This window comes from Streptomyces sp. NPDC006435, assembly GCF_040612315.1.
Taxonomy (GTDB): Bacteria; Actinomycetota; Actinomycetes; order Streptomycetales; family Streptomycetaceae; genus Streptomyces.
The window spans coordinates 1-13301 of sequence record NZ_JBEXPY010000091.1 but is presented as its reverse complement, the minus strand read 5'-3'; the positions used below and the strand labels follow the sequence as shown (position 1 = coordinate 13301).

The 13301-nt window shown below is 73.6% G+C and carries 4 protein-coding genes; all 4 read right to left on the bottom strand.

Going from position 1 to position 13301, the window contains the following annotated elements:
* On the bottom strand, positions 1 to 8094 hold an 8094-nt coding region (locus tag ABZZ04_RS38755; protein WP_356936944.1), incomplete at its 3' end, for an SDR family NAD(P)-dependent oxidoreductase.
* 82 nt (positions 8095 to 8176) lie between these two features.
* Positions 8177 to 9340, bottom strand: a complete 1164-nt coding sequence (locus tag ABZZ04_RS38750) for a cytochrome P450 (RefSeq protein WP_356936943.1) — start codon at positions 9338 to 9340, stop codon at positions 8177 to 8179.
* Between the two features lie 29 nt (positions 9341 to 9369).
* A complete protein-coding gene (locus ABZZ04_RS38745; RefSeq protein ID WP_356936942.1) occupies positions 9370 to 10533 on the bottom strand; it encodes a pyridoxal phosphate-dependent aminotransferase in 1164 nt (387 codons plus the stop codon).
* Positions 10534 to 10665: 132 nt separating this feature from the next.
* Positions 10666 to 13301 (bottom strand): thioesterase domain-containing protein (locus tag ABZZ04_RS38740; protein ID WP_356936941.1); only part of this gene is annotated, 2636 nt, incomplete at its 5' end.

Here is a 13301-nt window from a genome sequence, read left to right as displayed (position 1 = left end):
GTGCAGCAGTGCCGGCAGCGGACGGGAACTCCGCGGGGCGCCCAGTGCGGCCCGATCCAGTACGGCGGGTACCAGCAGCGGCTCGTCCGCCGCGACGGCCGCGTCGAACAGGCGCAGCCCGTGGCCGGCGGGGAGCGGCAGGATGCCGTCGCGGGCCCAGCGCGCGGCGCCGGCGCCGTCCAGCGTGGCGGCCATGCCGCCGAAGGCCTCCCACAGGCCCCATGCCAGCGAGACCGCCGGGAGCCCGAGGGCGCGCCGGTGGTGTGCCAGCGCGTCCAGGAAGACGTTGGCCGCCGCGTAGTTGGCCTGGCCGGGGCTGCCGATGAGCCCTGCGACGGAGGAGAACAGCACGAACGCCTTCAGCGGCGCGCCGGCGGTGAGTTCGTGCAGGTGCCAGGCCGCGTCCACCTTGGGGCGCAGCACGGCGTCGGCGCCGTCCGCGGTGAGGTTCTCCATCGTGGCGTCGGCCAGTACACCGGCGGTGTGGACGACGGCGGTCAGCGGGTGCGCGGCCGGGACAGCGGCGAGCAGGGCCGCGAGCGCGTTCCGGTCGGCGGCGTCGCACGCGGCGACGGTGACGTCGGCGCCCGCCGCCCCGAGGTCGGCGACGAGTTCGTCGACGCCCTCGGCGGCAGGTCCCCTGCGGCTGGTCAGCAGCAGTCTGCGGACGCCGTGCCGGGCCACCAGGTGCCGGGCGACCAGTTGGCCGAGTCCGCCGGTGCCGCCGGTCACGAGGACGGTTCCGGCGGGGTCGAAGCCGGTGGCCGCGAAGGTGTGGGCGGGTGATCTGCGCAGCTGGGGCGTGAGCAGCACGCCGTCCCGCAGAGCGAGTTCACGCTCCGTTCCGGCCGCTGCCGCAACGGCGATCGAGGCCGCGTCGACGCGTTCCGCCCCGTCGACGTCGAGGAGGACGAAGCGGCCCGGGTGCTCGCTCCGCCCGCTGCGCAGCAGCCCGCGCACGGCGGCTCCTGGCAGGTCGTGGACGTCCCCGTCCGCGGTCGTGGCCACCGCGCCACGGGTCAGCAGCAGGACCCGAGTCGCGGCGAGGCGGTCGTCGGCGAGGACGCGCTGCGTCGCGGCCAGTGCCCACCGGACGGCCGCGTGGGTCCGGGCGGCGACGTCGAGCGGGCCGACGTCGGACGTCACGCAGACGAGGGCGAGTACGTCGGGGGCCGCTTCGCCGTCGCGGAGCGCGGCGTCCAGCGCGTCGACGTCCGCGTGACGGGCGACGGGGTTTCCGGCGGCGGCCATGGCGTCGGCGAGACCGGGCGCGTCGGCGCCGAGGACGGTCCAGCGGACGCCGGGGTCCGGTGCGGGGACACCGCCGAGCGCCACGTCCGGGTTCCAGACGACGTGGTGAAGGGCGTCCTCGCGGCGGCCGGTGTTCCCCGCGGACCATTCGGCGGGGGTGGATCGCAGCGTCACCGAGTCGATGGAGATCACGGGGGCGCCCTCGGGGTCCGTGGCCGTCAGCGCGGCGCTCCCGGGGCCCGTGGGCGTCCAGTGGACGCGCAGTGCGGTGGCGCCCGCCGCGTGCAGGGTGACGCCGTCGAAGGAGAACGGGATTCTCAGGCCGTGGGCCGCTCCGCCGCTGTCGACGTCGCCGTCACCCAGCAGCAGCGGGTGGAGTGCGGCGTCGAGCAGTGCGGGGTGCAGCCCGTATCCGTCGGCGTCGCCCCGGTACCCCTCCGGCAGGGCGACCTCCGCGTACCGGTCCGCGCCCGACTGCCAGACCCTGCCGAGGCACCGGAAGGCTTCACCGTACGCATAGCCGAGCCCTGCCAAGCGCTCGTAGGCGTCCGTCGCCGGGACGGTCCGTGCGCCGGGCGGCGGCCACGCCGTCATGGGCGCGGGAACAGCGGCGGGAGCGGAGGTGAGCCGGCCCGACGCGTGCCGGGTCCACTCCCCCTCGTCCTCGGGGAGCCACTCGGCGCCCGTCTCCGCGCGCGAGTGGACGGTGACCGGGCGCTCGCCCGATGCGTCGGTGCGGCCGACGGTCACCTGCAGGTGTACGCCACCCTCCGCGGGGACGGCCAGCGGCGCCTCGACGACGACCTCGCCCGGGCGGCCGTACCCCGCCCGGTCCGCGGCGGCCGTCACCAGTTCCACGATCGCGGTGCCCGGCAGCAGTGCCGTACCGGCGACGACGTGGTCGGCGAGCCAGGGGTGGGTGCGGCGGGAGATCGACCCCGTGAGGAGCAGTCCTTCACCGTCGGCGAGGGTCGTCATGCCGCCGAGCAGCGGGTGACCGGTGGTGCTGAGACCGTGGCCCGCGGGGCCTCCCGTGCCCGCGGGGGTGTCGAGCCAGTACCTGCGCCGCTGGAACGGGTACGTGGGCAGGACGGTCCGCCGCCCGTCGGGGAACAGGCGCGCCGCGTCGAGGCGCGTTCCGTGCGCGGCCGCGACGGCGAGGGCCCGGACGACGGTGTGTGTCTCGGGCCGGTCGCCGCGCAGCACGGCCGCGGTGGCCGTGCCGCGGGCGGCGTCCTCGTCGAGGGAGGCGCGGACCATGGCGGCCAGGACCGCGTCCGGGCCCAGCTCCAGGTAGACCGTGACGTTCTCGTCCTGGAGGGTGCGGACGCCCTCGGCGAACCGCACGGTGTGCCGCAGCTGCCGCGTCCAGTAGTCGGGGGACGCCAGTTCCTCGGCGGTGGCGGCCTTCCCGGTGACGTTGGAGATCACGGGGATGCGCGGTGCCGCGTAGGTGAGGCCCGCCGCGGCCTCGCGGAACTCCGCGAGGACCGGGTCCATGTGGGCCGAGTGGAAGGCGTGGCTCACCTTGAGCCGCGCCACCCGGCGCCCCGACGCCCGCCAGACGTCGGCCAGTTGGAGCGCTGCGCCCTCGTCGCCGGAGACGACGACGGACGCCGGGCCGTTGACCGAGGCGACGGACAGCTTCCCCGCGTACCCGGTCAGGGCCTGCAGGATCTCCGTCTCGCCCGCTTCGAGGGCGATCATCGCGCCGCCGGCGGGGGCGGCCTGCATGAGGCGGCCGCGGGCGGCCACCAGTGCGCAGGCGTCCTCCAGGGTGAGCACGCCCGCGACGTGGACGGCCGCGAGTTCGCCGATCGAGTGCCCCAGGACGTAGTCGGGCACGACCCCGCAGTGTTCCAGGAGTCGGTGGAGCGCGACCTCGACGGCGAACAGTGCCGCCTGGGTGAAGACCGTCCGATCGAGCCGGACCCCTTCGCCGTCCTCGCCGGACGCGAAGAGCACGTCCTTGAGCGGGTGCGGCAGCAGGGGATCGAGATGGGCGCACACGGCGTCGAAGGCCTCGGCGAACGGCGGGCACAAGGCGTGGAGTTCACGGCCCATGCCCAGCCGCTGGCTGCCCTGTCCGGTGAAGAGGAACGCGGTCCTGGCGCGTGCCGCGGACGCTCCTCGCACCACGTCGGCGGACGGCTCGCCTGCGGCGAGGGCCGCCAGACCGCGCAGCAGCTCGTCCCGGTTCCGGCCCGTCACGGCGGCCCGTTCGGCGAAGGGGGAGGGAGCCTCGGCCAAGGTGCGTGCGATGTCTGCGGTCCGCTGTTCCGGATGGTCCTCGACAAAGTCCCGCAGCCGCTCCGCCCGGGTGCGCAGCGCGTCCTCCGTGCGGCCCGACAGCACCCAGGGCGCCTGCGGTACGGCCGGTGCGGCGGGCACGTCCCCGGACACGGCCGGTTCGTCGGACGGTTCGTCGGCCGGTGCCTGCTCCAGGACCACATGGGCGTTGGTGCCGCTGATGCCGAAGGAGGACACGCCCGCCCGGCGGGGACGGTCCCGCTCGGGCCACGGCACCGCCTCGGTGAGCAACGACACCGCTCCCGTGCCCCAGTCGACGTGGGAGGTGGGCTCGTCGACGTGGAGCGTGCGCGGCAGCATGCCGTGCCGCATCGCCAGCACCATCTTGATGACGCCGCCGACACCTGCGGCCGCCTGCGCATGGCCGATGTTCGACTTCAACGATCCCAGGTGGAGCGGCTGTTCGACGTCGCGGCCCTGGCCGTACGTCGCCAGCAGGGCCTGTGCCTCGATCGGGTCGCCGAGCCGTGTCCCGGTGCCGTGCGCCTCCACCGCGTCCACCTCGGCGGCGGTCAGCCCCGCCGCCGCGAGGGCCTGCCGGACCACCCGTTCCTGGGAGGGGCCGTTCGGTGCGGTCAGCCCGTTGCTCGCGCCGTCCTGGTTGACCGCCGAGCCGCGCAGCACGGCGAGCACCTCGTGGCCGTTGCGGCGGGCGTCCGACAGCCTCTCCAGCATCAGCACGCCCACGCCCTCGGCCCAGCCGGTGCCGTCGGCGCCCTCGGCGAACGCCTTGCAGCGCCCGTCGGGCGCCAGTCCTTCCTGGCGGCTGAACTCCACGAACATGCCCGGGCTCGACATCACGGTCACTCCGCCCGCCAGCGCCAGGTCGCACTCGCCTCGACGCAGTGCCTGCGCGGCCAGGTGCAGGGCCACCAGGGACGAGGAGCACGCGGTGTCGACCGTGACGGCAGGGCCTTCCAGGCCGAAGGTGTAGGCGACGCGACCCGACAGGACGCTGACGGAGTTGCCCGTCAGCGCGTAGCCGCCCGCGTCCTCACCGGCCTCGTGCAGCCGGGGCCCGTAGTCCTGGGCCGTCGCGCCGACGTACACGCCGGTCGTGCTGCCGCGCAGTGCGGCCGGGTCGACGCCCGCCCGCTCGACGGCCTCCCAGACCGTCTCCAGCAGGAGCCGCTGCTGGGGGTCCATGCCCGTGGCCTCGCGGGGGCTGATGCCGAAGAACTCCGCGTCGAACCGGTCGGCGTCGTACAGGAATCCGCCGTGCCGCGTACGGGACTTGCCCGCGCGGCCGGGTGCCGTGCCGAAGAGGGCCTCCGGGTCCCAGCCGCGGTTGTCCGGGAACCCGCCGACGGCATCCCGTTCCTCGACGAGCAGCCGCCACAGGTCCTCGGGGCCCGCCACTCCGCCGGGGAAGCGGCACGCCATGGAGACGACCGCCACGGGGTCGTCGTCGGTCCCGGGCCCGCCGGCCCCGGCATCACCTGCCACGGAATCGTCCGTCGCATCCGGACCGGTCCCGTCGGCGGACTCCGCGGCCGACATCCGTGCGGCCAGCCGCCCGACCAGTTTCCCGGGCGAGGGATAGTCGTAGATCAGCGTGGCCGGGAGCTCCAGACCGGTGAGTTCGGCCAGCCGGTCGCAGAACTCCACCGCGCTCATGGAGTCGAAGCCGAGGTCCTTGAACGACACGGCGGGGTCGACGTCGTCGCCCACGTCGTGCCCCAGGACCAGGGCGGCCTCGGACAGCACGAGGTCCATGAGACGGTCGGTGGTCTCTTCCGCGGGCAGCCCGTGCAGGTGCGGACGGCCGGCCCGTGCGTCGCTGCCGGTCGCTTCGGTGCCGGTCGTGTCCGTGGCGTCGGTCTCCGCGGCGGCCCGCGCGGTGGGCCCGACGGTCTCCTGGCCGGGCGTGCCGGGCAGGTCGTCCAGCCAGTGCCGCTTGCGCTGGAAGGCGTACGTCGGCAGCGCGACGCGCCGGGCGTCGGCGGGGAAGGCCGGGCGCCAGTCGACCGTCATGCCGCTGGTGTGGAGTTCGGCGAGGGAGGTGAGGAAGCAGCGCGGCCCCTCCTCGTCGCGGCGCAGCGAACCCACCACGGCGGCGTCCGACTCCGCTTCACCCAGACTCTGCCGGACGGCACCGGTGAGCACGGGGTGCGGGCTCACCTCGATGAAGGCATCGTGGTCGGCGAGCGAGCGCACGGTCCGGTCGAACTCGACGGTCTCGCACAGGTTCCGGTACCAGTGGTCGGCGTCCAGCGCGGTGGTGTCCATCTGCCGTCCGGTCACCGACGAGTGGAAGGCGACCCGGGAGGCCCTCGGCACGATCGGGGCCAGTGCTGCGGCCAGCTCGTCACGGATCCCCGGCACGTGGGTCGGGGCCGGGGTGTGATCCCCCGGAAGCAGCCGGACCCGTACGCCGTCCGCCGCGCATGCGTCGACCAGTGCCGAAACCGCTTCGGAGGCACCGGCGACCACCACGGACCGGGGTCCGTCGACGGCCGCGATCCTCAGCTCTCCTCCGTGGTGCGCGATGCGCTCGGCCGCGTCCCGGACGGACAGTCCGACAGATGCCGCCGCGCCGCGCCCGGTGACGGACCGCAGGATCCGGCTGCTCGATGCGACCACCCGGGCCGCGTCGTCCAACGACAGCGCGCCCGACACGTAGGCGGCCGCGGCCTCGCCCAGGGAATGGCCGACCACGGCGGACGGCTCGATCCCGAAGGAACGCCACACGTCGGCCAGGCCCACCATCACGGCGAACAGCGCGGGCTGCGCGACGTCGACGCGGTCGAGGTCCGGTGCGCCGGGCACTCGGCGCAGCACGTCCTCCAGGGACCAGTCGATGTGCGGGGCGAGAGCCTCACCGCAGGCACGAACGCCCGCGCGGAAAACGGTCGAGGCGTCGAGCAGGCCGGCCGCCGCCCCGGCCCAGTCCGAGCCCTGTCCGGGGAAGACGAACACCGCACGACGCCGCTCCCGTGCGACGCCGCTCACCTGCTCCGGCGCCTCGCGGCCCTCGGCCAGCGCGGCGAGTCCTGCGGTGAGTTCGGCGCGCGTCGTGGCCAGGACGACCGAGCGGTGCCGGAAAGCCGTGCGCGAGACCGCAAGCGTGTGGCCGAGGTCGCTCAGCCGCACGTCGCCATCGGCATCGGTGTTGGTGTCGCGGGCGAGGTGGGCGAGCAGTCCTGCGGCCTGCGCGCGAACCGCGTCGGCGCTCTGCCCGGACACCGTCCAGGGCAGCGGTGCGCGGAACGCGGCCTGCTGCTCCCCCTCCGTCCTGCGCGGCTCGCGTCCGGGCGGCGGCCCTTCGACCACGACGTGGCAGTTCGTGCCGCCGAGACCGAACGAGGAGACTCCGGCGAGCGGCCTACCGGGGTGCGGCCAGGCGCCCGGCGCGGACTGGACGCGCAGGTTCAACTCGGCCAGTGGGATGCGGGGGTTGGGGGTGGCGTGGTTCAGGCTCCGCGGCAGCAGGCCGCGGGAGACGGAGAGGATCACCTTGAGCAGCCCGGCCATCCCGGCCGCGGCCCCGAGGTGTCCCACGTTCGTCTTGGCCGAACCGACCAGCAGGGGCTCGTCCGCGGGACGGCCCCGGCCGAGCACGGCCCCCAGTGCGGCGGCCTCGACGGGGTCGCCGACCGGCGTGCCGGTGCCGTGCAGTTCGACGTACTGGATCTCCGAGGGGTCGACTCCGGCCCGCAGACAGGCACGGCGCAGCACGTCCTGCTGGGCGTCCTCGTGCGGGACGGTGAGTCCGGGGCCGCCACCGTCGTTGTTGACCGCGCTGCCGCGCAGCACGGCGTGGACGTGGTCGCCGTCGGCCAGCGCCGCCGACAGCCTCTTGAGCACGACGACGGCGCCGCCCTCGCCCCGTACGTAGCCGTTCGCGCGGGCGTCGAAGGTGAAGCACCGCCCGTCGGGCGAGAGGCCGCCGAAACTCTCGGCCACGGCTCGGCTCTCCGGAGCGAGGAGCAGTTCGACGCCGCCCGCGACGGCGAGATCCGATTCCCCGGAGCGCAGGCTCTGGCAGGCCAGGTGGACGGCGGCCAGGGAGGACGCCTGTCCCGCGTCGACGGTGAGGCTCGGGCCGCGCAGCCCCAGCACGTAGGAGACGCGGTTGGCGATCAGGCTGCGGGTCAGGCCGGTGAAGGAATGGTGGGAGAGCCCGTGGCCCGCCCCGGACCGGTGGACGAGGTCGGCGTAGTCGCCGGTCATGGCGCCGATGAAGACACCCGTTCCGCCCGCCCGCAGCGTCTCGGGGACGATCCCGGCGTCCTCCAGGGCCTCCCAGCCCAGTTCGAGGACCAGGCGCTGCTGCGGGTCCGTGGCCGCGGCCTCACGGGGTGCGATGCCGAAGAAGGCTGCGTCGAACCCGTCGACGTGGTCGAGGAAGGCCCCGGTCCCGCCGGCCTCGCCGCGCCCGGCGGGCGCGCCGGTCACTGCGTCGCGTCCCTCCACGAGCATCTTCCAGTAGGCCGACGGGTCGCCGGCGCCGGGGAATCGGCAGGACAGTCCCACGACGGCGATCGGCTCGTCGCCGGGCCCTGTGACGTTGTGGCCATTCTCGACAGACACGTGGTTCCTCACTCGATCGCTGGGGCATTACTACGGGGCTCGTCCGGCGCGGCCGCGGCGCTCTGTCGGCGGGGTTGAGCGGCTACCACTCCACCCGCAGCCGGGACAGCCCTCGGGTGGCCAGTCCGTCCTTCCAGACGATCGCGTCGTCGCCCTCGGCCGGGCGCATCGTCGGGAACCTGCTCATCAGGCGTTCAAGGACCGTCCGGACCTGCAGCCGGGCCAGCGGCGCGCCGAGGCACCGGTGCACGCCGTGCCCGAACGTCAGGTGGACGGCGTCGTGCCCCTCGGGTGCCAGCAGCTCCGGGTCCGCGAAGGCCGCGCCGTCGCGGTTGCCGTGCAGCAGCGAGACCACGACGGCCTCGCCCATCCGCACCGTGGTGTCTCCGAGGACGACGTCCTCCAGCGCGACGCGGGTGAAGCTCATCGGTGTGGCGGGGGTCAGGCGCAGAAGCTCCTCGACCGCGGCGGGCACGGTGTCGGGCCGTTCCCGCAGCTGCCCGTACGCGACGGGGTCGGACAGGAGGGCCAGTACCGACAGGCTGATCTGGCCGACCGTGGTCTCGTACCCGGCCATCAGCAGGGTGAGGCCCATGGTCAGCAGCTCGCCCATGGACAGGTCGCCCCGGTCGTGCGCCCGGATGAGGTCGCCGAGCAGGTCGTCGTCCTGGCGCTGCCGCTTGTGGCCGATGAGGTCGGACATGTAGTCGACCAGCTCCAGTCGCCGCCGGGACTTCTCCTGCGGGCTGCTGGCGGAGATGTCGAACAGCACCTCGACCCAGTTGCGGAACCGGGGGCTGTCCTCGGGCGGCACGCCGAGCAGCGAGCACAGGACCTGCAGCGGCAGCGGCGTCGCGAGCCCTTCCACCAGGTCGCTGCCGGGTCCTGCCGCGGCGAGCCGGTCGAGGTGTTCGTCGGTGAGCCGCTCGACGTACGGCGCCATGGCGGCGACCCGGCCGGTGGTGAAGGCGCCGGTCACGATGCGCCGCAACCGGGTGTGGTCGGTGCCGTCCATGCTCATCATCGAGTCGCGCACGGGCTGGGCGTCGTTGAACTTCGGCGCGTGGTCCGCGACGGCCTCGGCCCGGCTGAACCTCTTGTCGATGAGGACCAGGCGGCCCAGCGCGTAGTCGCAGACCAGCCACATCTTGTCGCCGGTGGGTGCGACGATCGGGACGACGCCCTCCCGGCCGCCGCGCAGAAAGGCCGGCAGCGGCCCGAGGCCGCCGGTGTCGGACATGCGCATGCGGGTGCTCCCGCTCGTGTGGTCGGCCATCAGTCGCCCAGGATCCGGCGCTCGACCTCGCGCAGCGTCTCGGTGCTCCGGTTGAAGGCGATGCGCACGTGGTTGCGACCGCGTTCGGGGTCGGCGAAGAAGGGCGCACCGGGAACGAGCAGCACGCCCGCCCGGTCCAGCAGGTCGCGCACGTACTCCGTGCAGTCCTGCCGCCCGCCGGTGAGCGGGCCGATGTCGGCGAAGAGGAAGCAACCTCCTTCCGCCGGGGCGAACTTCATGCCCGCCCGGGAGAAGATCTCCTGAGCCAGATCCCGCCGGCGTTCCATCTCCCGGTTGACCGCACTCAGTTCCCCGGTTTCGGCCACCCGTCCCGCGGCCACCTGGAGCGGCGCCGCGGTGCCGTTGGTGGTCAGCTCGTGCACCCGGCGAAGGGCCTCCGTGCGCTCCCGTGCGGCGCGAAGGAAGCCCAGCCGCCAGCCGCTCACCGCGTGACTCTTGGAGAGCGATCCGATGACGACGCTGCGCTCGGCCAGTCCCGGGATCTCGGTGACCGAGAGGTGGCGGCGGCCGTCGAAGACGAAGTTGCTGTACACCTCGTCGGAGATCACGGTGACGTTCCACCGCTCGCACAGTGCGGCGATCTCCGTGAGTTCGTCGCGGTCGAGGATCTTCCCCGTGGGGTTGCTGGGAGTGTTCAGGACGACCGCCCTGGTCCTGGGCGTGAAGGCGGCGGCGAGTTCGGCCGGGTCGTAACGCCAGTCGGGCGCGTACAGGGGCACGAAGCGGGGTACGGCGCCGACGAGTTCGGCGGCGGCCGTGAACTGCTCGTATCCGGGGGTGAGCAGGACGACCTCGTCGCCGGGGTCGAGGGTCGCCAGGAGCGCGACGAAGAGGGCCTCGGTGGCCCCTGCCGTGACGGTGATCTCGGTGTCGGGGTCGGTGGGGGTGGTCAGCATCCCGGTGATCCGCTGCCGCAGCAGGGCTTCTCCCGCGGGGTGCTCGTACTGGTTGTGTCCGGCCCGCATGGCGGCGGCCGCCTCTTCGATCAGGTCGCCCGAGATCTCGGGGTATCCCGGGGTGCCGACCGCCATGTCGATGGCACCGCGGGAGCGGGCCAGCACGAACAGGTCGGTGAGCGTGTTGCCCGACAGCTTCGCCGCCCGTGCGGATATGTGCGCGCCAAGGGGTGTGGAATGCGTCATGTCCGTTTCTCCATCGTGCGGATCCGGTCGTGCCGAATCACGGGAAGTGCCGTACCGGTGCCGGGGCCCCGGTCCTGTGGAAGCACCAGCCGGAGGCGGACGGCGGCTGGTGCCGTCCGCCTCCGGCGGGTGTCAGTGCCGGTCCGGGCCTGCGGGACCCTGCCCCTCCTCGCCGGACCGGGCCAGCCGTGCGGACACCACGCGGCCGACCTCGGCCAACGGCACCGGCTGGGTCATCCGGCTGTGCGTGCACTGCAGTTCGTGCACGTCGAGCGCGCCGGTCACATAAGGGTTCCAGGCGGCGGGCGTGGGCCTGCCGCCCGGCTCGTCCTCGGTCGAGGTGAACAGCAGCAGGTCGCCCCGGTAGGTGCCGGGGACGAAGCCGCGGCCGATGTTCACGTTGTTGGTGAGCACGTCCGCGATGGACTGGATGTTCTCCTCACCGAGGTTCGCCATGGCGCTGCCCTCGGCGCGCGCCAGCTCGATCGCGCGCTGGAAGTCCAGCGGTTCCTCGCCCTCGGGGCGCAGCGGCACTCCGAGGAACTCGAGCAGCCCGTCCAGCACTTCCCGATGCCCGATGATCTGTTCCGCGTCGACCCGCGTACCGGCGTCGGCGGTACGGGCGGCGGGGTCGGGGTAGCCGTCCATCACCACCAGCAGCGGCACCTGGGCGCCGTCCTCCTGGAGGCGGGTGGCCACGGCGTGCGCCACCACGCCGCCGAACGACCATCCCAGGAGCTGGTACGGCCCCTCGGGGCTGACCTCGCGGATCCGCGCGACGTAGTCGTCGACCATCTCCGCCATGGTCGCCGGCCTCTGTTCCGCGCGGGCCAGGCTGCGGGCCTGCACGCCGTAGACCGGGACCTCGGGACCGATGTGCTTGAGCAGCCCCGCGTACCCCCAGCTGATGCCTCCGCCGGGGTGGATGCAGAACAGCGGCGGACGTTCGCCCCCGGGACGCAGCGGCAGCAGCACCTCCAGTGCTCCTTCGGCCGACCCGCCGTCCAGCTCGTCCGCGAGCCCGGCCGGGGTGGGCGTCCGGAAGAGGCTGAGCAACGGCAGCTCGGTGCCCAGTACGTCGCGGACACGGCCGAGGAGCCGGATGGCGAGCAGGGAGTGCCCGCCGAGCTCGAAGAACGAATCCTCCGGGCCGACCCTGGGGACGCCGAGCACCTCGGCGTACAGGTCGCAGAGCACTTCCTCCCTGGGCGACCTCGGCGGCCGTCCGGAGCCGGTCGGCACCGTGACGGACGGCAGCGCCTTGCGGTCGAGCTTGCCGTTGGGCGTCAACGGCATCGACCCGACCAGCACCAGGGCGGACGGCATCATGTATTCCGGGATGCGTCCGGCGATGAACTCTCGTACTTCCTGGGCAAGTTCACCGATCCGTTCGGCCGCCGCGGGATTCGTGGCGTATCGGTCGAGCTCGGCGTCGACCGGTCGGTCGGGTGCGTACGCCTGGATCTTCACCGCCGTCGAACGGGTGTCGTCGGTCGGCACGAGCACCGCGTCGAACAGGTCCGCCGACCCGGCCGACCATGTCAGCGCCACCTGGTAGCCGTGCGCGGTTCCGATCCGGTGCAGGACCTCGGGGTCCAGTGCGCCCGTGGTCCGCGAGGCCCCTGCGGCGAGGGCCCTGCGGACGGGGGCGCCGGACGCGAGTGCCCTGGCGGCGGCGATCTCCTCCACCAGCCGGGCGTTGGGCACCGCGGACACGCGCAGCGCGGCGGGCTCCCGGGCGGCCAGGAGCTTCGTGAGCTCCTCGGCGGAGGTGAAGTCCGCTCCCCAGCGCAGCTGCGGAACGGCTCCGGCGACCGGCGGGTCGACCGGGGACTTGCGCAGCACGGCGTCGTACCGGTACCTGGACAGCTCGTTGTGGTGCAGGCCGCGTCGGAGGAAGACGTCGGCCGAGCCGATGTCCTCCCGGCTGTCGCGCAGGCCGAGGAAGAACTCCGGGTCGAGCAGGAGCTCCCTCTCGTGGAGCACCGCCTGGTCGGCGGTCCTGCGGAGCACGGCAGAGTCGGCGCTGTCGTCGGCGCGCGCGAGCTGGATCGCGGTGCTGAAGCAGTTGTGCAGCGCGCGGTTGCGTATGTCGCCGAGGAAGAGCGTTCCTCCCGGCGCCAGCAGCGTGAGCGCCTGGTCGACGACATCGGCCAGGTACGCGGCGTTGGGGAAGTACTGCGCCACGGAGTTGATCACAATGGTGTCGAAGAGCCTTGACGATCCTTCAGGCATCGACGGGTCGGCAAGGAGACCGCCGATGTCATGCGCGGCCAGGGCCCGCAGGACCACCTCGCCGGTCCGTTCGGGCCGGTCGGCGAGCCGGGAACGCAACCCTTCGACTGCGGCGGACGAGGCGTCCACACCCCAGTAGGCGTCCACGTGCGGCGCCACCTCGGCCAGGACGAGTCCGGTACCGACGCCGATCTCCAGGACCCGGCGGGGGCGCAGGCCGAGAATGCGCTCGACCGTCGTGTCACGCCATTCGCGCATCTCCTCCAGAGGGATCGGCGCGTCGTCGTAGCTGCTGGTCCATCCGGAGAAGTCCTCTCCGAAGGGAGGCCGGTCGCAGTCGACGGGCGCGGCCTCGTAGACCTCGCTCCACAGCGCGCTCCACCGGTCGACCTGCCGACGCAGTTCATCGCCTTCGACGCTCGTGCCCCTGGGGACGATGTAGGCGGTGAGGCGTTGGTCGCCGGGCTGGTCCTCACGGACCACGGCAGCCGCCTGGAGGACCCCGGGATGAGCCGCGAGCACGGACTCCACCT

Coding starts and splice junctions, on each gene's coding strand:
- ABZZ04_RS38750 (WP_356936943.1), bottom strand. CDS start 9,340: ATGCGCATGTCCGACACCGGCGGCCTCGGGCCGCTGCCGGCCTTTCTG.
- ABZZ04_RS38745 (WP_356936942.1), bottom strand. CDS start 10,533: ATGACGCATTCCACACCCCTTGGCGCGCACATATCCGCACGGGCGGCG.